Genomic DNA, 23,046 nt, shown 5'->3' with positions numbered 1-23,046 from the left:
CCCGCCACAGGCTCAGCCGTTGGCCGCGGTCTCGTACTCCACACCGATCACCGCAAAGGTGTGGTTGCCACTGGGTAGTTCCACTGAAAACTCATCATCCAGGCGCTTCTTCAACAAGGCCCGCGCCAAGGGCGAATCGATGCTGATCCAGCCCAGCCCCGCATCGGTCTCATCCGGCCCGACGATGCGGTAGCGGCTGGTCTGCCCGCTGTCCACGTTCTCCAGCTCAACCCACGCACCGAAGAACACGGCTTGCGGATCAGTCGGCGTGGTGTCGACCACGCGCAGCGATTCCAGGCGCTTGGTCAGGTAGCGCACGCGACGATCGATCTCGCCCAGCTGCTTCTTGCGGTAGGTGTATTCGGCATTCTCCGAGCGATCGCCTTCGGCCGCGGYCGCCGCCAGTGCCTTGACCACCTCGGGTCGACGCACCCGCCACAACTCATCCAGCTCGGTTTTCAGGCGTGCATGGCCGGCGGCGGTGATCAGCGCGGTGCTCTTTTCTGCGGGGGGACGCCAACGCGACATGTAATGCGGATTCTCGTGCGGAATGAAACAACTACGGCGCGCCGTCGCCGGCGCGCCGCAAAGGAACTGCCGGGGGCTCTCAGCGCTTGCCGCCGAAGATGCCACCGAGGATGCCGCGCACGATCTGGTTGCCCAGCTTGGTGCCGACCGTACGCGTGGTCTGCTTGGCCATCGTCTCGATCATGCCCTGGCGGCGCTTGGTACCGAAAATGGCGTCCTTGATCGACTGCCCGAAACCGCCTTCCTGCGCCTCGTCCTGCTCACGGCTGCGTGCGGCCGGCGCATCGGTTTTCTCGACGGCCTTCTGCGCGCGCTGCGCCAGCAGTTCGGCTGCCGATTCGCGGTTGACGGCAGTGTCGTAGCGCGTGCCGACCGGGCTGCCGGCACGCACCTGCGTACGTTCGGTGTCGGTGACCGGTCCCATGCGGCAGCGGGGTGGCGCGATCATCGTCTGCTGCACCGGCATCGGCACGCCCTTGTCCTGCAGCGTGGAGACCAGCGCTTCGCCGGTACCGAGCTGGCTGAGCACCTTCACCACATCCAGCTTCGGGTTCGGCACGAAGGTCTCGGCGGCGGTCTTCACCGCCTTCTGGTCGCGCGGGGTGAATGCGCGCAGCGCGTGCTGTACMCGGTTGCCGAGCTGGCCRAGGATGTTGGCCGGCACGTCGTCCGGGAACTGCGAGCAGAAGTACACGCCCACGCCCTTGGAACGGATCAGCCGCACCACYTGTTCGATGCGCTGTACCAGAGCGGGCGGTGCATCGTCGAACAGCAGGTGCGCTTCGTCGAAAATGAAGACCAGCTTCGGCTTGTCGAGGTCGCCCACTTCGGGCAGCTGCTCGAACAGCTCCGACAACAGCCACAGCAGGAACGTGGAGTACAGCTTGGGCTTGAGCACCAGCTGGTCGGCGGCAAGGATGCCGATGACACCGCGGCCGTCATGGTTGACCCGCATGATGTCGGCCAGTTCCAGCGCCGGTTCGCCGAAGAAATGCTCGCCGCCGTCCTGCGCCAGCCGCAGCAGGGCGCGCTGGATGGCGGCCACCGACTGCGCACTGACCAGGCCGTACTCGGTGGAGATGTCCTTGCGCTCCTCGGCCACCAGGCCGAGCAGGGCGCGCAGGTCGTCCATGTCCAGCAGCAGCAGGCCGCGGTCGTCGGCCAGCTTGAACACGATGTCGAGCACGCCGGCCTGGGTGTCGTTCAATTCCAGGATGCGGGCCAGCAGGGTCGGGCCCATCTCGCTCACGGTGGTGCGAACCGGGTGGCCGAGCTTGCCGTACAGGTCCCAGAACACGGTGGGGCTGGCGGCCGGGGCATAGTCGCTCACGCCGATCTCGGCCGCGCGCTTGAGCAGGTTCTCGGCGCCGGTGCCCGGCACGGCCAGGCCGGAGACATCGCCCTTCACATCGGCCAGGAACACCGGTACCCCGATCCGCGAGAAGCCCTCGGCCAGGGTCATCAGGGTCACGGTCTTGCCGGTGCCGGTGGCGCCGGCGACCAGCCCATGGCGGTTGCCGAGTTTCGGCAGCAGGGTGACAGCCACATCGTCGGTGATGCCTTTGCCGAGCAGAATCGGATCCATGGTCCAGCCCTTGTGATGAATGTGCCAATGTTAACCGCCGACGGTGACGGGCCGAAGGTCGGCTTGCCCCGACCTTGGCAGCGCCGCTACTCTGCCTGCCTGTTTCATACACAGTGCCACCAATGCCCGTTCCTGTCCTGATTTCCCGCACCTGGCCGCTGCTGGCCCTGGCTGGCCTGGTTTCCCTGGCACCGGAGGCCCACGCACAGCGGGTTTCGGCCCGGGACAAGGTGAAGGTGGATGCCCTGCAGCAGCGCATGACCGCAGCCGAGAAGCGCTACAGCGATGCCGTTCTGCTGGTGGCCAACGCCGATCCGAAGGGGCGCAACGAGGCCGATGCCGCGCTGGAGGACATGGAAGATGTCATCAGCGAATGCGTGAAGCAGAAGGGCTGCCAGATGAGCAACATGCTGTCGACCTACAAGCGCCTGCTCAAGCACGATGCCGATGCCGCCGCCGATGATGACGTGGCCGATGAAGCCGGCGACCGCCTGGAAGCCGACCCGGACCATGTCGGCCCGCTGGCTGCCGACGTGCCCGAGGCGGCCCGCGCAGCGGCGCTGCTGAACGACAAGCGCCATGCCTTCGACAACATGGTCGAGTACAACCCCGCCGTGCAGGCCGGCATCCGCCGCTGGCTGACCGACATGCGCCCGGCGCTGATGACCACTTACGAGAACTACCAGAACCTGCGTGCGGTGATGTGGCCGGAATGGGAGAAGCGCGGCCTGCCCGAGGCGCTGCTGTTCGGCRTSATGGCSAAGGAATCCAACGGCCGTGTACATGCGTCCTCGCGTGCGGGCGCCGCGGGCCTGATGCAGTTCATGCCGGCTACCGGCCGCCGCTTCGGCCTCGGCCCGGACGATACCGGTTTCGATACCCGCTTCGATGCGCGCAGCGCCGCTGAAGCCAGCGCGACGTACCTCAACGAGCGGATGCGTGAGCTCAACAACAACGTCGAACTGTCGCTGGCCGGCTACAACGGCGGTGAGGGCCGCGCAGCGCGCGTCTACAAGCAGTACCCGGGCCAGAGCTTCTGGGTGGACAGCGTCTACAACCAGTTCCCGGGCGAAACCAAGGACTACGTGCCGATGGTGATCGCCGCGTCCTGGATCTTCCTGCACCCCCAGCAGTACGGCGTGGAGTTCCCGAAGATCAACGCGCAGCCGGCCACCATCCGCCTGGCCCGCTCGACCACGATCTACGAACTGACCATCTGCCTGGGCAGCCATGGCACCCGCGATGGCTACATGCGCGCATTGCGCAACCTCAACCCGCGCTATGAGGCCGATGGCTGGATTCCGGCAGGAACCCTCATCAACGCCACCAACCGCATTGCTGGCCTGTACGCGCGCAACTGCGTCAGCGGCCCGCGTGCCGATCTGGCCCGCACCCTGATCACCGCCGACCTCAATGCCGCGATCGTGCGCCCGAGTGCTGCCAGCTACACCGGCAGCGTGGCCGTGGGCGGGGTTGTGCCGGTGGTCGATCCCAATGCCGCCAGCAGCGTGCCGACCACGCCCGCCGCGCCGGTGGCTGCGCCGCGCCCGGCGCCGGCCCCGCGCGCCAAGCCGGCCCGCAGCTACAAGGTCGGCAAGGGTGAGACCTTGGGCCGGATCGCCGCGAAGTTCCAGTGCGATGTGCCGGTGCTGGCCCGCGCCAATGGCCTCAAGGCCCCCGGCTACAGCCTGCGCCACGGCCAGGTGCTGAAGCTGCAGGGCTGCGACAAATAATCTTTCCGCAATCTGGATATCGCATGGACCTCGAAGACACCCGCAACCTGTTCACCAACCTTCGCGAGAACACCGACTGGGACCTGGACGCCCCGCTGCTGTGGGGGTACTTCTTCGTGCACTCCACCGCCGAGCCGCTGCACGCACTGGCCACCCACCTGCAGGCACAGGGTTATGTGCTGGTGGAAGTGTTCGAGCAGGAGCCGGAAGACGGTGAGGCTGCATTCCACGTGCTGCATGTGGAGCGCGTGGAAGTGYACGACGAAACCTCGCTGGACAAGCGAAACCAGGAACTGAGCGCGCTGGCCACGCAGATGGGCGTGGAAGACTACGACGGCATGGACGTCGGCCCGGCGCCGACCCTGCAGTAAATGCGTTGGATCAACGGAGATGCCGGCCAGCGGCCGGCACTACCGCAGGATCAGCGCAGCTTGGCCAGTGCCTGGCCCAGCTGTACCGGATGCTCGGCATCCAGATGCGGGGCGAATTCGGCCACGCCCGGCGGCAGCAGCACGATCACGGTCGAGCCGTAATTGAAGCGCGCCATCTCTTCGAAGCGCTGCAGCGTGATGCCGCGGCCCCGGTAATCCTTGCGGGTGATGCGGTCGCCGTAGTGCGGAATCTCTTCGCCGCTCCACACCGTTTCCACGCCCGACACCAGCAGCGCACCGACCATCACGCTGACCATCGGGCCGAAGCTGGTATCGAAATGGCAGACCAGGCGTTCGTTGCGTGCGAACAGGCCAGGCACGTTGTTCACCGCGGCCGGGCCGACGCTAAACAGGCGACCGGGCACGTGCACGGTTTCGCGCAGGGTTCCGGTCCACGGCATGTGCACGCGGTGGTAGTCGCGCGGCGACAGGTACACCGTRGCATACAGGCCCTCGTTGAACGGCTTGGCGTCCTCGGCGCTGCCCAACAGCTCGGCGGCGGTGAACGACTGCCCCTTGGCCTGGAAGATGCGCCCGGCGTCGATCTTTCCGAGCTGGCTGATGCGGCCGTCCGCCGGCATCACCAGGCTGCGCGGATCGGCATCGGCCACGCGCGCGCCGGGTTTCAGCGCGCGGGTGAAGAACTGGTTGAAGGTCGGGTAGCTGCGCGGGTCCGGATTGGCCGCTTCATCCAGGTTGACGTTGAACTTGCGGGTGACCGTGTCGATCAGCCAGCGCGATACGCGCGGGTTGTCCGAGTACGCCAGCGAACGCGCCATCGAGGACAGCAGGCGGTGGGGCAGGACGTACGTCAGGGCGGTGGTCAGACTCATGGGGCGGATTTCTCGGTCAGCTTCTGCAGGTCGCGGGCGATCGCCGGCGCATTGAACGGGGGCCGCACCAGGCCGGCGAGCCGGCCCTGCGGATCGAGCACGGCCAGGCTGGCGGAGTGCTCGAGGGTGTAATCCTCGGGATTCTCGTCGAAGTGCTTGCCCGGCACCTTCTGGAACACGAAGCCCAGCGAGGTGGCAAAGCGCTCCAGCGAGGGAATGTCGGCGGTCGCTGCCAGGGTGTCCTTGTGGAAGCCATGGGCGTACTCGCCCAGGCGCGTGGCGGTGTCGCGCTCCGGGTCGACCGAGACGAACAGCACGCGCGGGCGCAGGCCGTCGGGCAGGGCTTCCCACTGGTTCTGCGCCCCGGCCAGCTCGGCCAGGGTGGTCGGGCAGACGTCTGGACAGAACGTGAAGCCGAGGAACACCAGGGTCCAGTGGCCCTTCAGTTCGCCGGGAATCAGGCGCGTGCCGTCGGACTGGGCCAGGTTGTAGTCGGGCAGGGTGCGCGGCTGCGGGTACAGGGTGATCGCTTCGGTGGCCGGCTGCCCGGCCGGCGGCTTCGGCGCGAACACCTGCTGGGCGGCGAGCAGGCCAAGGCCCGCCGCCAGGGCGATCAGCAGGATGATGCCGACGTTGCGATTGAACATGGGATTCCGCCGCAGGAAGTGGCCACCATCATACCGGCTGCGGCTGGATCGTTTCTGCCGCAACGGATGCCGGCGCAGGCGGCAACCCCTATAATCGGGGGCCACTTTGCCCGCAGTACCGCCATGACCGCTGAAACGGCCGCCGAACTCCATACGATCATCGATCTGATCCGCTACGGCACCAGCCGTTTCAATGCTGCGGGCCTGACCTTCGGGCACAGCTACGACAATGCCCTGGACGAGGCCACCCAGCTGGTGCTGCACGGCCTGCACCTGCCGCACGACCTCGGCCCGGCCTACGGCCAGGCGCGCCTGCTGCGCGAAGAGAAGCTGGCGGTGCTGGAGCTGTTCCAGCGCCGCATCGACGAGCGCATCCCGGCTGCCTACCTGACCGGTGAAGCCTGGTTCGCCGGCCTCAGCTTCAAGAGCGACACGCGCGCCCTGGTGCCGCGTTCGCCGATCGCCGAACTGATCGAGTGCGGCTTCGAGCCGTGGCTGGCCGGCCGCGATGTCAACCGCGCGCTGGACCTGTGCACCGGTTCGGGCTGCATCGCCATCGCCATGGGCCACTACTACCCGAACTGGGAAGTGGACGGCGTGGACCTCAGCGATGAGGCGCTGTCACTGGCCGAAGAGAACAAGGAACGCCTGCAGGCGCACAACGTGACCCTGCTGAAGTCGGACCTGTTCAACGGCCTGACCGGTCGCCACTACGACCTGATCGTCACCAACCCGCCGTACGTCACCAACGACGAGACCGACGCCCTGCCGCAGGAATACTCCTGCGAGCCGGAGATGGGCCTGCGTGCCGGCGACGACGGCCTGGACCTGGTGCTGAAGATCCTGCGCGACGCGCCGCTGCACCTGAGCGAGGACGGCCTGCTGATCTGTGAAGTGGGCGAATCCGAACAGCACCTGATCAAGCTGCTGCCGGAAGTGGATTTCGCCTGGGTCGAATTCAAGGTCGGCCAGATGGGCATCTTCGCGGTCGAGTGCCGCGAGCTGATCGCCCACAGCGCGCGCATCACCGAACTGGCGGCGCAGCGCCCGTGAGCTCCAATTCGTTCGGCAAGCTGTTCACCGTCACCACGTTCGGCGAATCGCACGGGCCGGCCATCGGCTGCGTGATCGATGGCTGCCCGCCGGGGCTGGCGCTGGACGCGGCCGAATTCAACCATGACCTGCAGCGTCGCGCCACCGGCAAGAGCCGGCATACGTCGGCGCGGCGCGAGACCGACGAGGTCGAGATCCTGTCCGGGGTGTACGAGGGCCTGACCACCGGCACTCCGATCGCGCTGCTGATCCGCAACACCGACCAGCGCAGCAAGGACTACAGCAACATCGGCCAGCAGTTCCGTCCGGGGCATGCCGACTACAGCTACTGGCACAAGTACGGCATCCGCGACCCGCGCGGCGGTGGCCGCTCCTCGGCGCGCGAGACCACCATGCGCGTGGCTGCTGGCGTGGTCGCCAAGAAATGGCTGGCCGAGCGTTTCGGCATCACCGTGCGCGGCTACCTGTCGCAGCTGGGCGGGATCACTCCGGCCGGTTTCGACTGGTCGGTAGTCGAGGAGAATCCGTTCTTCTGGCCGCACGCCGCACAGGTGCCCGAGCTGGAGGCGTACATGGATGCGCTGCGCAAGTCCGGCGATTCGGTCGGTGCCTGCGTGGACGTGATCGCCGACAATGTACCGCCGGGCTGGGGCGAGCCGATCTACGGCAAGCTTGATGGCGAGCTCGCGGCCGCACTGATGAGCATCAACGCGGTSAARGGCGTGGAGATCGGCGACGGTTTCGCCAGCGCCATGCAGAAGGGCACCGAACACCGTGACCTGCTGACTCCGCAGGGTTTTGCCAGCAATCATGCCGGCGGCATTCTCGGTGGCATTTCCACCGGCCAGCCGGTGGTCGCCTCGATGGTGCTCAAGCCGACTTCCAGCCTGCGCCTGCCCGGTGAATCGCTGGATACGGCCGGCAATGTGGTGGAGGTGGTCACCACCGGCCGCCATGATCCCTGCGTCGGCATCCGCGCCACGCCCATCGCCGAGGCGATGATGGCCCTGGTGCTGATGGACCAGGCGCTGCGCCACCGCGCGCAGTGCGGCGATGTCGGCACCATCACTCCGCGCATTCCCGGCCAGCTTGATGGCTGATACGCGGCCGACGGTATGGGTGAGCCAGCCGCTGATCGACGCGGCCATCGCGCCGTTGCGCGATCGCGTGCAGCTGCGCACCACCGATACCGTCACCGCCTGGTCGCCACAGCAGATCGCCGCGCAGCTGGCGGACGTTGACGGGGCGATCATCACCCTCAACGAACGCATCGGTGCGACCCAGGTCGCCGATGCCGCGCAGTTGAAGTTGATCGCCAATGTCGGCGTCGGCTACAACAATCTGGATGTCGACGCGCTCAGCGCCGCCGGCATTCTCGCCAGCAACACCCCGGACGTTCTCACCGAGACCACCGCCGATCTCGGCTTTGCGCTGTTGATGGCCACCGCGCGCCGGATCACCGAATCCGAGCGCTGGCTGCGCGAGGGCCAGTGGGGGCAGTGGTCGTTCCAGACCATGCTGGGGGCCGACATCCATGGCAGCACGCTGGGCATCCTCGGCATGGGCCGCATCGGCCAGGGCATCGCCCGTCGCGGCGCGCACGGCTTCGGCATGAAGGTGCTCTACCACAACCGTTCGCGGCTGCCGGCCGATACCGAAGCCGCGCTCGGAGCGACCTACGTGGATCTGGACACGCTGCTGGCGCAGTCCGACCATCTGTTGACCGTGTTGCCATACACCGCCGCCTCGCACCACATCATCGACGCCGCCGCGCTGGCCAGGATGAAGCCGTCTGCCACCCTGGTGAACATCGCCCGCGGCGGCATCGTCGACGAACTGGCGTTGGCCGATGCACTGGCCAACGGTCGCCTGGCGGCGGCCGGCCTGGATGTCTACGAAGGCGAACCGAACGTGCGGCCGGAACTGCTGGCCCTGCGCAACATCGTGCTGACCCCGCATATCGGCAGCGCATCGCTGGCCACGCGTACGGCCATGGTGCAGATGGCCGTGGACAATCTGCTGGCCGGGCTTGGCCTGGATGGCAGCCCGTCGCGCATGCCGAGCGCGATCAACGCCGACGCGGCCCTTGCCGCGCGCGCGACCTCGGACAAAAAAAGCGGGAAACGATAGGGAACCTCCGCGCATCCATCCGAGGAGGCTCCCCGAACCCAGCTGTCGTGCGTGAGTTTTCCCCCTTCCCGTTTTCGTGAGAGTTCCCCCATGAGCAATGCACAACGCAGCTTCCACGTCGCCATCGTCGGCGCCACCGGCGCGGTCGGCGAGACCATGCTGGCCATCCTGGCCGAGCGCGATTTCCCGGTCGGCACCCTGAGCCTGCTCGCTTCCGAGCGCTCGGCCGGCGGCGAAGTCGAATACAACGGCAACAAGGTCAGGATCCAGGACCTGGCCACTTTCGACCCGAGTGGCGTGGAAATCGCCCTGTTCTCGGCCGGTGGCAGCGTGTCCAAGGAATACGCCCCGAAGTTCGCTGCCGCTGGCGCGGTGGTGATCGACAACTCCTCGGCCTTCCGTTACGACGATGACGTGCCGCTGGTGGTGTCGGAGGTCAATCCGGACCAGGTCGCCAACCGTCCGCGCGGCATCATCGCCAACCCGAACTGCTCGACCATGCAGATGCTGGTCGCGCTGGCACCGCTGCACCGCAAGTACGGCATCGAGCGCATCAACGTGTCCACCTACCAGTCGGTATCCGGTGGTGGCCGTTCGGCACTGGAAGAACTGGGCAAGCAGACCGGCCAGCTGCTGAGCTTCCAGGAAATCGATCCGCAGCGTTTCCCGGTGCAGATCGCCTTCAACCTGATCCCGCACATCGACGACTTCCTGGACAACGGCTTCACCAAGGAAGAGATGAAGCTGGTCTGGGAGACGCGCAAGATCCTGGGCGACGACAGCATCCTCGTGAACCCGACCGCGGTGCGCGTGCCGGTGTTCTACGGCCACTCCGAATCGGTGGCGATCGAAACCCGTGACAAGGTGACCGTCGCCGAAGCGCGCGCGCTGCTGGAACAGTCGCCGGGCATCGAGGTGGTGGATCGTCACGAGGCCGGTGGCTACCCGACGCCGGTCACCCATGCCTCGGGCACCGACGCGGTGTACGTCGGCCGCATCCGCGAGGACCTGTCGCATCCGCGCGGCCTGAACCTGTGGATCGTGTCGGACAACGTGCGCAAGGGCGCAGCCCTCAACGCGGTGCAGCTGGCCGAGCTGGTCGCCGCCGAGAAGCGCTGATCCCCGCTGTTGCCTGACCGGTAGTGCCGGCCGCTGGCCGGCACTAGCGCAGTCCGCCTCCCCGGTGGGTGCGGACCGTGGTCCGCACGCTTTATAGTGTCGCCCATGAATAAACGAGCCAAGGGCGCACGGCGTCCGCTCACCTGTCTTTCCGCCGCGCTGCTGGCCCTGGTCAGCAGTTCGGCCATGGCCCTGGGCCTGGGCGACATCCGGGTCCTGTCCAAGCCGGGACAGCCGTTGCTGGCCGAGATCCCGGTGATCTCGGCCGATCCGTCCGAACTTGAGAACCTGCGCGTCGCGCTCGCTTCGCCGGTCACCTTCGAGCGCGTTGGCCTGCAGCGCCCGGCRGGTCTGGTCAGCGAACTGCAGTTCGAGCTGACCCGCAATGCGCAGGGCAGGGCGGTGGTGCGGGTGACCTCGCAGACGCCAGTGGAAACACCCTCGTTGAGCTTCCTGGTCGAGGCCGACTGGGGCCAGGGCCGGCTGGTGCGTGAGTACTCGGCGCTGGTCGATGCACCGGCCAGTGCACTGGCCGTGGCCGAACCGGAAATCGTCGCGCCGGCCGGCGTGCTGTCGGACACCATCGTCCGTGATGCGCCTGCCGCCGCTGCAACCGCACCCGAGCCGGCACCGGTCACGCCGGCTGCCGCACCTGCTGCACCGCGTCCACGGGCTGCGTCACCTGCACCTGCACCTGCACCTGCACCAGCGCTCGCTGCAGACGGCAGTGTGACCGTGCAGCGCGGACAGACGCTTTCGCAGATCGCCGGCTCGCTGGCCCGTGGCAATCAGATCAGTCGCGACCGGGCGATGATCGCGCTGTTGCGTGCCAACCCCGAAGCCTTCATCCGTGGCAACGTCAACCTGCTCAAGCAGGGCGCGGTGCTGCGCATGCCGGGCGATACCGCACTGGCCGCGGTGGATGCGGCCGAGGCCACCGCGCTGGTCCGCGAACATGCCGCGCAGTGGCGGCAGGCACGCACCGTGCCACAGCCGGCTGGCGCCGCGATGCCGGTGGCCAAGGCCGATGGCGCTGCTTCTTCCCCGGCTGCGGCCACCGGGGCACGACTTGAAATCGCTCCGGCGCTGGCATCCGACGCCGCGCACGCGGGCACAACCACCGGCACCAGTGCCGGCAGCGAGGGTGACATGCTGGGCAACGAACAACTGCGCCAGGCCAAGGAGGACATCGCCACCCGCGATGCCGAAATCGGCGATCTGAAGCAGCGCGTGGCGGAGCTGGAGAAGCTCAAGGAGCAGCAGCAGTCCCTGATCGCGATGAAGGACAACGACCTGGCCGCCGCGCAGCAGCGTTTGGCCCAGGCGCCCGGTGCGCCCGGCGCTGGCACGCCCTGGTACTGGCTGGGCCTGCCGCTGCTCGTGCTGGCTGCCCTGGGCGCCTGGCTGCTGCGTCGTCGCAAGCCCTCGCCGCTGCCGCCGCTGCGCGATGAACACGATGCCGCCGGCCTGGCAGCAGCGCTGCCGGCAGGTGCCGCGCTGGATACCCTGACCGAACAGGACGCCGGGGTGAACTTCGCTGCCGATGGCGGTCGCCAGGAACCGGCGATGCCGGCCTGGGCTGCCACTGCCGACCATGACGTGCCGGCTGCGGACATCCATGAGGATGCCTCGCCGGCCGAGTGGCGGGCGGGTGAGCTTGATGAAGACGAACGGGTTGAACTGCCTGCTGCGGTGAACGATCTGCCGCGTTGGGACGATCCTGCCGGCGCGGCTGCGGTGGCGCCCATCGAGCCAGCCGAGGTGGCCGTGCCCGAATACGCGCTGCAGGCCGAACAGGAGCCGCAGTTCCGCGGTGTGTTCGATCTGCCGGCCGAACCGCATGAGCATGAGACGGCTGCACCGGTCGACCTGCACGACGACCGTGCTGCCGCCGAGGACGCCGTCGGGTCTGCTGCAGACAATGGCCATGACTGGGCACCGCGTATCGGCCAGGAGCGGCTGGAACTGGCCATCGCCTATCTGGACCTGGGCGACGCGCAGACCGCGCGCACCCTGCTGCAGGAGGTTGCCGAAGGGGGTGACCTGCATTGCCAGGCGCAGGCCCGCGAACTGCTGGCGCGTCTGCCCTGACACCCTTTCGACAAGGACCTGCGATGACCCGCGAACGCCGTCTCGACTATGTTGAATTCGCCTCGAGCGACCCGGCTGCGAGCCGCGCGTTCTTCGAGGTCGTGTTCGGCTGGTCGTTTGTCGATTACGGCAGCGACTACACCGCTTTCGATGATGGCCGCCTGCAGGGAGGCTTCTTCCGTGGCCAACCACAACGTGCCAGCGAAGGCGCGCCACTGCTGGTGCTGTATGCCGACCAGCTGGCGCCGATGGAAGCGGCGGTGCGTGCGGCCGGTGGTCAGATCGTGCGGACCGTGTTCTCTTTCCCTGGCGGCAGCCGTTTCCAGTTCGTCGAGCCCGGTGGCAACGAACTGGCGGTCTGGTCCGAGCGCGACCCGGCCTGAGCGCCGCCCCACCCGCAATATCGAGGTAGCACATGCGTTACGCGCTCGGCGTCGAGTACGACGGCAGCGATTTCAGGGGCTGGCAGAACCTGGGCGAGGGCGGACCCAGCGTCCAGGCCAGCCTGGAACAGGCCCTGTCATCGGTGGCCGATACCCCGCTGCAGGTGGTCTGCGCCGGCCGCACCGATGCCGGCGTGCACGGCCAGTGCCAGGTCGTGCACTTCGACACCGACGTAGTACGTGATCCGCGCGCGTGGATGCTCGGCACCACCACCCGCCTGCCGCGTTCGATCGCCGTGCGCTGGTGCGTGCCGGTGGCCGACGATTTCCATGCCCGTTTCTCCGCCCGCGCACGACGTTATCGCTACCGCCTGCTCAATCGCGAAGTGCGCCYGGCGCTGGGCCGGCAGACCCTGAGCTGGGAGCGGCGCCCGCTCGATGCCGAGCGCATGCACCTGGCCGGACAGGCCCTGCTGGGCGAGAACGATTTCAGCGCCTTCCGCTCGGTCCAGTGCCAGGCCCTGCATGCCCGGCGAGAGCTGCAGTCGCTGCAGGTCAGCCGCCACGACGACGTCATCGAGGTGGCGGTGCGCGGCAATGCATTCCTTCATCACATGGTCCGCAATATCGTCGGTTCGTTGATACTGGTCGGCAGTGGCGAGCAGCCGGTGGAGTGGATCGCCGAACTGCTGGCCGGGCGCGACCGCACCGTGGCCGGTCCCACCGCTCCTCCGCAGGGACTGGTGTTCCTGGGGCCGCTGTACCCCGACAACTGGCATCTGCCCGCCGAGGTAACGCTATGAGCCGCTCCTACTACCGTACCCGCATCAAGTTCTGTGGCATGACCCGTGCCGGCGACGTGCGCCTGGCCGGCGAGCTGGGCGTGGATGCGGTGGGCTTCATCTTCGCCCGCGAGAGCAGCCGCCGGGTCGCGCCGGCCGAAGCGCGCGCGATGCGCCAGGCCATCGCACCGATGGTCGACGTGGTGGCGTTGTTCCGCAACAACAGCAGGGAAGAAGTGCGCGAGGTGCTGCGTACCGTGCGGCCGACCCTGCTGCAGTTCCATGGCGAGGAAGACGAGAGCTTCTGCCGCAGCTTCAACATGCCTTACCTGAAGGCGATCGCCATGGGCGGGCGCGAGGAGATCAATGCGCGCACCCTGCAGCTGCGCTACCCCAGCGCCGCCGGCTTCCTGTTCGACAGCCATGCGCCGGGCGGCGGCGGCGGTACCGGCGTGGCCTTCGACTGGTCGCGTATCCCCACCGGCCTGCACCGGCCGTTCCTGCTGGCCGGAGGCCTGACGCCGGAGAACGTGCATGACGCCGTGCTGGCGACCCTGCCGTGGGGCGTGGATGTCTCCAGTGGCATCGAACTGGAGCCGGGCATCAAGGACGGCTACAAGATGCGCACGTTCGTGGAAGAAGTCCGGCGCTCCGATTGCGCCGTGCTGGATTGAGACACGGTCACTTCCGAGGTGTCCGGTCTTCACATTTGAGCCTGCACACCCTCTTCACATAGGATGATCCCCAAGCGTGCTGGCCATGAGGGCCGGCACGAGGATCGACGGAGCCGCTGGTGGCGTGCTCCGAACGGGCGCCTGGCGCCCCCGCCCAGGAAGGCAAGCGATGCAGGAATTCCTAACCGTCGTACTCGGTTATCCGACCCTCCCGTACAGCGTCGCGCTGGCGGTGGCGGTTCTGTATTGGGGGATTGCCGCCTTTGGCCTGGTCGATGACGGTTTCGGCGAGGCCGGTGCCGATGGCGCCCTTGAAGGCGATGCCCATCTCAGTGGCCTGTCAGCGCTGCTGGCGCGCTGGGGCCTGGGCGGCGTGCCGCTCATGGTGGTGGTGACGCTGCTGAGCCTGTTCGCCTGGACCCTCACCTACTTCATCCATCTGTACCTGCTGCTGCCGTTGCCCGACCTGCTGCGCTGGTCATTGGGCACCGTCGTGGCGGTGCTCGCACCCCTGCCGGCGGTGCCGGTCACCGCGCTGCTGCTGCGTCCCATCCGCCGCTTCCTGCTGCGCCTGCGCCCGGTGCCGCAGGCCTCGCTGCTGGGCCGGGTCGGCGTGGTCGCTTCGCCGAAGGTCGACGCACGCAGTGGCCATGCCACCGTCGATGACGGCGGTGCCGGCCTGGTCCTGCAGATCCGCAGCGACATCGAACTGCAGCGCGGCGAGCGCATCGTGCTGGTCGAGCACGTGGCTGCACAACACCATTACCGGGTGGTCCGCGCCGACGCGGTCGCCCTCGACTTCCAGGACAACCTGCTTCCGGGCAACAAGGAGAAACATCAATGACGTTGGCATCCGTGCTCCCCTTCCTGATCATCGTGGGCGGCGTCCTCGCCCTCCTGCTCGGCGTGGCGGGCCTGTTCAAGGCGTTCTACCGCAAGGTCGACCAGGGCGTGGCCCTGATCGTCAACGACATGAGTTCCACCCCGAAAGTGCATTTCACCGGTGCGCTGATCATTCCCGTGCTGTACCGCGCCGAGCTGATGCGGATCAGCCTGATCACCCTGCAGATCGACCGCCGCGGCAAGGAAGGCCTGATCTGCCGCGACAACATGCGCGCCGACATCGCCGTGGCGTTCTACCTGCGCGTCAACGAGACCCAGGCCGACGTACTGCGCGTGGCCAAGGCGATCGGCGCCGACCGCGCGTCGGACAAGCATGCCGTCGATGAGCTGTTCAACGCCAAGTTCTCCGAAGCACTGAAGACGGTCGGCAAGAAGTTCGATTTCACCGAGCTGTTCGAGAAGCGCCAGGAATTCCGCGACGAGATCATCGCGGTGATCGGCAACGACCTCAATGGGTATGTGCTGGAAGACGTGGCCATCGACTACCTGGAGCAGACTCCGAAGTCGCTGCTGGACCAGTTCAACATCCTCGATGCGCAGGGCATCCGCAAGATCACCGAGCTGACCGCTGCGCAGAACGTGGTGACCAACGAGCTGGAGCAGAACGAGAAGCTGGCCATCACCAAGAAGAACGTCGAAGCCCGCGAAGCACTGCTGGCCCTTGAACGGCAGCAGGCCGAAGCCGAGGCACGGCAGAAGCGCGAGATCGAGACCATCCGTGCGCGCGAGGAAGCCGAGACCGCCAAGGTGCAGGAAGAGCAGCGCCAGCTGTCCGAGAACGCCCGCATCGAAGCGCAGCAGGTGATCGACATCCGCGAGCAGAACCGCATGCGCGAAGTTGAAGTGGCCGAGCAGAACCGCCAGCGCGCCGTGGCCATCGAAGCCGAGCGCGTCGAGCGCGCACGCCAGCTGGAGCAGGTCACCACCGACCGCGAAGTGCAGCTGCAGGGCGTGGAGCGCGACAAGGTGGTCGAGCAGGGCAAGATGGACGTGGCCAACATCACCCGCGAACGCATCTCCATCGACAAGACCGTGGCGCAGGAAGAAGAGCGCATCAAGGAAGTGCGCGAAGTCTCCGAGGCCGACCGCCAGAAGCAGGTGTTGATCCTGGAAGCCGAGGCGAAGGCGCAGGAATCGCTGGTGCGCGAAGTGAAGGAAGCCCAGGCCCGCGAGACCGCCTCCAAGCATCGCGCGGTGGAGCTGACCACGCTGGCGCAGGCCGAGCACGAAGCCGCCGGCAAGCAGGCCGAGGCCAAGCGCCTGCTGGCCGATGCCTTCCGCGCCGAGCAGGCCGCACCCGGCCTGGCCGAAGCGCAGGTACGCGAAGCGTCGGCGCTGGCCATCGAGAAGGTTGGCATCGCCGAGGCGCGCGTGATCGAAGCCAAGGCCGAAGCGAACCTGAAGCAGGGCAGCAACGAGGCGCGCGTGCTGGCCGAGACGCTGCAGGCCCAGGCACAGGGCGAGGAGAAGATGGGCCTGGCCCGCGCCACCGCCACCGAATCGCTGGGCAACGCCGAAGCCGGCGTGGTGCAGAAGAAGCTGTTGGCCGAGGCCGAGGGCCTGGTCCGCAAGTTCGAGGCCATCGCCTCGCTGAGCGACCAGGCGCGCGGCCATGAAGAATTCCGCATGATGCTGGACAACAGCCTGAAGCAGGCGCTGGCCTCGATCGAAGCCGGCAAGGAAGTCTCGCGCGAGAACGCCGGCGTCATCGCCAGCGCGCTGCGCAACGCCGACATCGACCTGGTTGGCGGCGACGGCGGCATGTTCGAGAACCTGATCAAGGCGGTTTCGCTGGGCAAGTCGATCGAGGGCTTCGCCGGCAAGAGTCCGATCGTGCAGGACCTGATGCAGCGCTACCTGGGCGTCAACGTGGCCGACAATGCACCGCGGCAGATCGCCGAGGACGCAGAGACCGTGCCCGTCGCGGCGACCGTCGTGGTCGACAGCGCGCGCTGATCCACCCGGCGATGGCCATCGCCATCGCCCACCCGTGCCGGCCGCATCGACGGCCGGCCGTCCGTGAGCCGGAAACCTGCTGATGTCCGAAACCAAACCGTCCACCGAGTCCGTCGCACCAGAGGCTGCCGGCGATACCGTCGACCAGGCCGTAGCCCAGGGCGGCGCCTATGAAGTCCTGCGGCGCCGTCTCGGCGAACAGGGCCAGCGCCTGCAGGCCGTTGCCGAGCAGCTGAACCGCCAGCGCCTGGCCGAGTTCGGCGACAGCCGCCTGGAGGTGGTCGGCCGTTTCCGTATCCGCAGCGAGAACAACTGTGTCGGCCGCGACATCGTCCAGGTCGGCCCGGATCGCCTGCTGTTCGGCTACAACGTGTTCATCGGGCTCAAGACCCAGACCCGCATCGAAGATGTGTTCGGTCTGTACCGGCTGGTACAGGGCGCCGATGGCTACGACGTTGCTGCCCTTGAACTGAAGGGCAGTTTCCTCGACCAGCCCGGCTTCGTGCATGACTTCAACGAGCTGTACGCCTACTACAAGCATGCGCGCCTGCTGCAGCTGATCGTGGTGGGCGACAAGCTGCTTGCCTCGTTCCAGATCGGCGAGCGCAGCAGCGACGTGCGCGTGTTCCGCTGGGCGTTGTCACGCGAAGGTGAACTGACCTATCTCGATGCGCGCGGCGAGCGTGACATCGCCTTGCCGCCACCCTTCGATTTCGAATGGACCCGCGCCACGCGCGACCTTGCCGTCAACGGCCGCCATTCGCATCTGAACATCCTCGATACCCTGTTCGTGGAAACCACCGGTGGCGATCTCACCATCAAGGTGGAAAACAACACCGAAACCGGGCAGGGCATCTACAGCGAACCGGTGGAGGACAGCACGCAGTCGCTGGACGATGCCCAGTTCGAGTTCGCCCGGGTCGGCTCGCTGGTGCTGCTGAAAGTGCTGCCCTACCGCGAAACCGAATGGCGCGGACTGATCTACAACACGCTTACCGGCGACATCGTGCGCAACGATGCCATCGTCCAGGCCTGCGTGCAGCTGCCCGAAGACCACGGCATCATCTTCCCCGGCGGCTATTACCTGCAGGGTGGCGAGCACAAGGCGTTCGACGCCTCGATGGATGGCATGCAGTTCAAGCGCAGCATCCGTTCGCCCAACGGCGAGGACGTGCTGTACATCTTCTACGAGCGCGAAGGCGGGCGTTCGGCGCTGTTCGTCTACAACACCATCCAGCGCGTGCTGCAGAACCCCGTGTTCGGCCACGGCTATGCCTTCATGCAGGACGGGCGCATGGTGCTGTTCCATGCCGAAGGCACCGAGCCGACCCGCATCCATCCGATGCAGGTCTGGCAGACGCCCTTCAGCAGCGATGAGTTCGCCGCCAGCCGTCCGCCGGGCAATACCTTCATGGGGCGCATCGGCAACGCCGAGCTGGTTCGCGGCATCTCCAACCTGTTCAACCTGGCGCGCGAGATCGACGGCCAGGATGTATCGGTGCAGCGCTACCAGCGCCTGGTAGCCGACACCCGGCGGCTTTTCGATGCGCATCATTGGCTGGGTGACGAGGCCTGCGATGGCGCCGAAGCCCTGCTGCGGCAGATCAGCGCCACCGGCGAATCGGTGCTGGACGAATACGAAAAGGTGCAGTCGATCCGCCAGCAGTCGGCCCAGGCAATGGCCGAGGCCGAGGCCACGCACAAGGCGCTGCTGGGCCGGCTTCAGCCGGAAAACTGGAACGAGGTGCAGGCCTTCGTCGAAGCGCTCAGCGCGATCACCGCACTGCGCGGTCGACTGCTGACCATCCGCGAACTGCGCTACATCGATACCGCGCGCATCGAGGCGATGGCCGCCGAACTTGTGCAGGCGCACGACCGTGTCGGCGCCGCCACCGGTACCTTCCTTGCCGGCGATGCAGCACTGGCCCCCTTGACCGCCCGCATGCAGGCGCTGGACGAAGCCGCACAGCAGGCCGCCAGTGCACGCCAGCTGGATGAGCAGCTGGACGGCCTGCGCGGCATGGCCGGCGATCTGGACATGCTGTCCGAGCTGATGGCCGGGCTGAAGGTCGACGATGCGACCGCGCGCACCCGCGTGGTCGAATCCATCTCGCTGCTGTACGGGCGCCTGAACCAGGCACGCGCACGCGCCGAACAGCGCCGCAAGTCGCTGGGTTCGGCCGAAGCCGTGGCCCAGTTCGCCGCCCAGTTCGCCCTGTTCTCGCAGTCGATCACCAGCGCGCTGGCGATGGCCAGCGACCCTGAGCGGGCCGACGAACAGTTGTCGCGCCTGCTGGTGCAGCTGGAAGAACTGGAAAGCCAGTTCGGCGAGCACGAGCAGTTCCTCGGCGACATCCTGAGCAAGCGCGAAGAGCTGGTCGAAGCCTTCGATACGCACAAGCAGGCCCTGCTGGATGATCGCCAGCGCAAGGCGCGCTCGGTGCTCGATGCCGCCAACCGCATCCTTGATGGCCTCGGAAAGCGTACCGAGCGGTTCGGCACGGCCGACGAGCTCAACGCTTTCTTCGCCGGCGATCCGCTGATCCTCAAGCTGCGTGAACTGGCCGAGCGCCTGCGTGCGCTGCGCGACAACGTCAAGGCAGACGATGTCGAGGCGCGCCTGAAGGGCGTGCGCGACCAGGCCGTGCGCCAGCTGCGCGACCGCAGCGACCTGTACGAGGCCGGCGGCAACGTGGTCCGCCTTGGCCCGCGCCATCGATTCAGCGTGAACACCCAGGCGCTGGACCTGACCCTGCTGCCACGGGGTGAAACCCTTGCCATCCACCTCACCGGCACCGATTTCCTGGAGACCCTGCACGATCCCGAGCTTGATGCGCTCAAGCCGTTCTGGCCGGTGACCCTGGATTCGGAATCGGCAGCGATCTACCGTGGCGAATACCTGGCCGGGTGCCTGTTGCTGGCTGCGGAGGAGGGCCGTGATGGCCTGGACCTGGGCCAGCTGCAGCACGATGCAGCCGAACCGGAAGCGCTGGGCCAGCGGGTCCGCGCCTTTGCCGCGCCCCGTTACCGCGAGGGCTACGAGCGCGGTATCCATGACCATGACGCCGCCCTGATCCTGCGCGCGCTGTTGCCGCTGCAGCAGGCCGCCGGACCGCTGCGGCATTCGCCCCATGTGCGTGCGTTGGCACTGCTGTTCTGGGCCGCGCGCCAACGCGATGAAGCCGTGGCGCAGTGGCCCGGCCGGCAGGCTGGTGCCGAGGCCATCGCGCGCCTGTTCGGTTCCGATGAGGGGCGCCAGGCCCTGCGTGCGGAAATGGCCAAGGCGCTGCATGACCATGCACTCGCGCATGCACTGCCGTTTGACGCCGCCGCCGCCGATGCAGCAGCGGCATACCTGGGCGAAGAACTGGTGGCCGGCGAGCCGGTGTTCAGCACCAGCCGGCACGCGCAGGCATTGCTTGACGCGCTGTCGCAGCAACTGGAGCAGGCGGGCCAGCGTGATGCGCTTGAACGTGCGCTGCAGCGCTCGCAGGATCCGCTGGCCATGCGTTGGGCATTGGCCGGACAATGGCTGCGGGCGCTCGCCGGGCTGCCGGCACAGTCGGCGCATGCCGGCTATGTCGAAGAAGCGGCGGCATTGCTGCTGGTGCAGCGACAGCTGCGCACCCGTGCCAGCGATGCACCGCTGCAGGCGGAGGTCAGCGGCCTGCTGGGTGAACACGCCCGCATCCACAACGGCAGCCTGACCGTGTCGCTGGACGATTTCCTGGCACGCCTGCAGCATCACCTGCAGGCGTTCGTACCGGCCTTCCATGCCTATCAGGCGGTGCGCCAGGGCATCATCGGTCGCGAACGCGAAACCCTGCGGCTGTCGGAGTTCAAGGCCCGGCCGTTGTCGTCCTTCGTGCGCAACAAGCTGATCAACGACGTATATCTCGGCGTGATCGGTGACAACCTGGCCAAGCAGATGGGTACCGTTGGCGAGAACAAGCGCAGCGACCTGATGGGCCTGCTGATGATGATCTCGCCGCCCGGCTACGGCAAAACCACGTTGATGGAGTACGTGGCGCATCGCCTCGGCCTGGTCTTCATGAAGATCAACGGCCCGGCGCTGGGCCACGAAGTGCGGTCGCTGGATCCGCAGCAGGCACCGGACGCCACCTCGCGGCAGGAGCTGGAAAAGCTCAACCTGGCGCTGGAGATGGGCAACAACACCATGCTGTATGTCGATGACATCCAGCACACGCACCCCGAGTTCCTGCAGAAGTTCATCTCGCTGTGCGATGGCACGCGCCGCATCGAGGGCGTATGGCGCGGCCGTACGCGCACCTACGACATGCGTGGCAAGAAGTTCTGCGTGGTCATGGCCGGCAATCCGTACACCGAATCCGGCGAAGTGTTCAAGATTCCGGACATGCTGGCCAACCGTGCCGACATCTACAACCTGGGCGATGTGCTCGGTGGCATGGAAGCAGCCTTCACGCTCAGCTACATCGAGAACAGCCTGACTTCCAACCCGGTATTGGCGCCGCTGGCCACGCGCGAGATGGCCGACCTGTACCTGCTGGTCGACCGCGCGATGGGCAAGGATGTGTCCACCAACGGCCTGAGCCACGCCTACAGCGGCGCCGAGATCAACGAGATCACCGCCACCCTGCAGCGCATGCTGCAGGTCCGCGATGTGGTCTACARGGTCAACCAGCAGTACATCGCCAGCGCTGCCCAGGATGACCGCTATCGCACCGAGCCGCCCTTCCGCCTGCAGGGCAGCTACCGCAACATGAACAAGCTGGCGGAGAAGATTTCGCCGGTGATGAATGACGACGAGCTGCAGCAGCTGATCTCCGACCACTACCTGGGCGAAGCGCAGCTGCTGACCACCGGTGCCGAAGAGAATCTGCTGAAGCTGGCCGAGCTGCGTGGCGTGCTCGATGAGGAACGCGCGCAACGCTGGGCGCAGATCAAGCGTGATTTCCTGCGCAACAAGGCAATGGGCGCCGGCGACAGTGATGTCGGTGGCCGCGTGGTCGCGCAGCTGGCCGACATCGCCAGTGCGTTGCAGCTGCCACCGCCGCCGCCGCCGGCAGAGGTGGCCGTCGTACCGGAGCCTGCGCCATGGCCGGCCCTGCTGGCAGCGCTGCAGCGCCTGGCCGATGCACGTCCGGCCAGCGCGCCGGCTGCCGCCGTACCGCAGGCCGCAGCCACGCCATTGGCCGAAGACCTGCAGGCTGGTCTGGCACCGCTGCTGCAGCTGCTGGTCGCCTCGCAGGAACAGCAGGTGCAGTTGTCGCAGACGTTGGCGGCGTTTGCCGGGTGGGCCCGGCAGCAGGTAACTGCCGATGTGGCCACGACCGACACGCGTCGCCGCCCGCGGGTGCGTCGTGCAGCGACTCCGGAAGAACGTGCGCTGGACGAAGCGCTGATGCGCCACTTCTACGGTGAATCATTGCCGCCGGAAACGGTGGCTGATGACGGCCCACGGCCGCCGCCACTGCCGTGACCTGCGTGCGCTCCCTGCCCGAACCCACGCTTCCGGCGCGTGCCGATGTGGCCACGCTGGCAGCGTACGGCAGCCACTTGCTGCAGGTATTGGCCGAGCCTGCACCGTTGCAGGCCGGCGCGGAAGGCGAGGGACTGGTGGCTGCGCTGGCGCGGATCGCATTGGCGTTGCAGGCCAGCGATCCGGCGCGCCTGCGCCGGCAGGAGAGCTGGTGGGGGCGCCTGCTCGGCCGTGACGTTGAACGCCAGGCACAGGCGCAGGGGCTGCAGGCGCAGCTGGGCGTGCTGGCGCTGCAGGCGCGCGAGCAGGCGCAGGGTCTCGCGCAGCGTGTGCAGCAGCGCGCCCTGGCCATCATCGACAACGATGCGGCTGCCGCCGCGTTGGAGGCCTGGGCCACGTTCGGCGCCGCGCAGCTGGCGACACTGCAGGGAGCTGCGCAGGTCGCGCTGGCCCCACGCGTGGACCATCTGCAGCGACTTGCCACGCTGCGACGCATCGAAAGCGGGCAGTGGCGGCTGCTGCAGGAGCAGGACGAAGCCCTGCTGCAGCGCTTCGTCCGCATCCACGATGTCCTGCTGCCGGCCTGGCGCCAGGCCGCATTGGCGCGCCAGGCACTGGCGCAGGCTGCACGGGCCGAGCAGGCAGCCACGCTGCAGGCCCAGATCGACGACGAAGTAGCCGCTGCTCAGGCTAGACTGCCCTGAGCCGGCCGCCGCTGCCGCTTATCCACCGCAAGG

The 23,046-nt window shown here is 67.3% G+C and carries 18 protein-coding genes; 14 read left to right on the top strand and 4 right to left on the bottom strand.

Annotated elements, in window-relative coordinates:
- Positions 1–12 precede the first annotated feature (12 nt).
- Together greB and AC1DJN_RS09535 are read right to left on the bottom strand one after the other, a co-directional pair.
- The gene (gene greB, locus AC1DJN_RS09540) at positions 13–528 is read right to left on the bottom strand and encodes a transcription elongation factor GreB (protein ID WP_478039136.1); all 516 of its coding nucleotides are present in this window, start codon (positions 526–528) and stop codon (positions 13–15) included.
- 79 nt (positions 529–607) lie between these two features.
- Positions 608–2,113, bottom strand: coding sequence for a helicase HerA-like domain-containing protein (locus AC1DJN_RS09535; RefSeq protein ID WP_025876133.1), 1,506 nt, complete (start codon positions 2,111–2,113; stop codon positions 608–610).
- Positions 2,114–2,235: 122 nt separating this feature from the next.
- Here AC1DJN_RS09535 and AC1DJN_RS09530 point away from each other — a divergent pair, with 122 nt between their 5' ends.
- Positions 2,236–3,846, top strand: a complete 1,611-nt coding sequence (locus tag AC1DJN_RS09530; protein ID WP_478039135.1) for a transglycosylase SLT domain-containing protein — start codon at positions 2,236–2,238, stop codon at positions 3,844–3,846.
- A gap of 23 nt (positions 3,847–3,869) precedes the next feature.
- Positions 3,870–4,217: a ribonuclease E inhibitor RraB gene (locus AC1DJN_RS09525; RefSeq protein WP_478039134.1), complete on the top strand. Its 348-nt coding sequence runs from the start codon at positions 3,870–3,872 to the stop codon at positions 4,215–4,217.
- A gap of 50 nt (positions 4,218–4,267) precedes the next feature.
- Here the strand turns inward: AC1DJN_RS09525 and asd are convergent, their stop codons facing one another.
- Together asd and AC1DJN_RS09515 are read right to left on the bottom strand one after the other, a co-directional pair.
- The gene (gene asd / locus AC1DJN_RS09520) at positions 4,268–5,110 is read right to left on the bottom strand and encodes an archaetidylserine decarboxylase (RefSeq protein WP_025876139.1); all 843 of its coding nucleotides are present in this window, start codon (positions 5,108–5,110) and stop codon (positions 4,268–4,270) included.
- A complete protein-coding gene (locus AC1DJN_RS09515) occupies positions 5,107–5,757 on the bottom strand; it encodes an SCO family protein (protein ID WP_032975016.1) in 651 nt (216 codons plus the stop codon). The genes asd and AC1DJN_RS09515 overlap by 4 nt, the downstream gene beginning before the upstream one ends.
- Positions 5,758–5,880: 123 nt before the next feature.
- Here AC1DJN_RS09515 and prmB point away from each other — a divergent pair, with 123 nt between their 5' ends.
- The 12 genes from prmB to AC1DJN_RS09455 all read left to right on the top strand — a co-directional run bounded on the left by prmB (position 5,881) and on the right by AC1DJN_RS09455 (position 23,013).
- Complete coding sequence (gene prmB / locus AC1DJN_RS09510) at positions 5,881–6,810, top strand: 50S ribosomal protein L3 N(5)-glutamine methyltransferase (RefSeq protein WP_442251657.1); 930 nt, start codon at positions 5,881–5,883, stop codon at positions 6,808–6,810.
- Positions 6,807–7,910, top strand: coding sequence for a chorismate synthase (gene aroC, locus AC1DJN_RS09505; RefSeq protein WP_032975015.1), 1,104 nt, complete (start codon positions 6,807–6,809; stop codon positions 7,908–7,910). The genes prmB and aroC overlap by 4 nt, the downstream gene beginning before the upstream one ends.
- Positions 7,903–8,940 carry a 2-hydroxyacid dehydrogenase gene (locus tag AC1DJN_RS09500; RefSeq protein ID WP_032975014.1) on the top strand — a complete coding sequence of 346 codons (1,038 nt, stop codon included), beginning with the start codon at positions 7,903–7,905 and terminating at the stop codon, positions 8,938–8,940. Before aroC ends, AC1DJN_RS09500 begins: the two co-directional genes overlap by 8 nt.
- A gap of 90 nt (positions 8,941–9,030) precedes the next feature.
- Positions 9,031–10,059 carry an aspartate-semialdehyde dehydrogenase gene (locus tag AC1DJN_RS09495; RefSeq protein ID WP_032975013.1) on the top strand — a complete coding sequence of 343 codons (1,029 nt, stop codon included), beginning with the start codon at positions 9,031–9,033 and terminating at the stop codon, positions 10,057–10,059.
- Between the two features lie 105 nt (positions 10,060–10,164).
- Positions 10,165–12,150 carry a FimV/HubP family polar landmark protein gene (locus AC1DJN_RS09490; protein ID WP_442251656.1) on the top strand — a complete coding sequence of 662 codons (1,986 nt, stop codon included), beginning with the start codon at positions 10,165–10,167 and terminating at the stop codon, positions 12,148–12,150.
- A 23-nt stretch (positions 12,151–12,173) separates the two neighbouring features.
- Positions 12,174–12,533, top strand: a complete 360-nt coding sequence (locus tag AC1DJN_RS09485) for a VOC family protein (protein ID WP_025876153.1) — start codon at positions 12,174–12,176, stop codon at positions 12,531–12,533.
- Between the two features lie 32 nt (positions 12,534–12,565).
- Positions 12,566–13,336, top strand: coding sequence for a tRNA pseudouridine(38-40) synthase TruA (gene truA, locus AC1DJN_RS09480; protein WP_478039133.1), 771 nt, complete (start codon positions 12,566–12,568; stop codon positions 13,334–13,336).
- Positions 13,333–13,989, top strand: a complete 657-nt coding sequence (locus AC1DJN_RS09475) for a phosphoribosylanthranilate isomerase (protein WP_025876155.1) — start codon at positions 13,333–13,335, stop codon at positions 13,987–13,989. The genes truA and AC1DJN_RS09475 overlap by 4 nt, the downstream gene beginning before the upstream one ends.
- A gap of 169 nt (positions 13,990–14,158) precedes the next feature.
- Positions 14,159–14,833: a DUF1449 family protein gene (locus AC1DJN_RS09470; RefSeq protein ID WP_032975011.1), complete on the top strand. Its 675-nt coding sequence runs from the start codon at positions 14,159–14,161 to the stop codon at positions 14,831–14,833.
- Positions 14,830–16,848: a flotillin family protein gene (locus AC1DJN_RS09465; RefSeq protein ID WP_025876158.1), complete on the top strand. Its 2,019-nt coding sequence runs from the start codon at positions 14,830–14,832 to the stop codon at positions 16,846–16,848. Before AC1DJN_RS09470 ends, AC1DJN_RS09465 begins: the two co-directional genes overlap by 4 nt.
- An 82-nt stretch (positions 16,849–16,930) precedes the next feature.
- Complete coding sequence (locus tag AC1DJN_RS09460; protein WP_478039132.1) at positions 16,931–22,309, top strand: DNA repair ATPase; 5,379 nt, start codon at positions 16,931–16,933, stop codon at positions 22,307–22,309.
- A gap of 5 nt (positions 22,310–22,314) precedes the next feature.
- Positions 22,315–23,013 carry a hypothetical protein gene (locus AC1DJN_RS09455; RefSeq protein ID WP_282279973.1) on the top strand — a complete coding sequence of 233 codons (699 nt, stop codon included), beginning with the start codon at positions 22,315–22,317 and terminating at the stop codon, positions 23,011–23,013.
- Positions 23,014–23,046 lie beyond the last annotated feature (33 nt).

The sequence above is a fragment of the Stenotrophomonas sp. 05L414_2 genome, from assembly GCF_056397905.1.
This window is presented reverse-complemented; position numbering and strand designations above follow the sequence as displayed.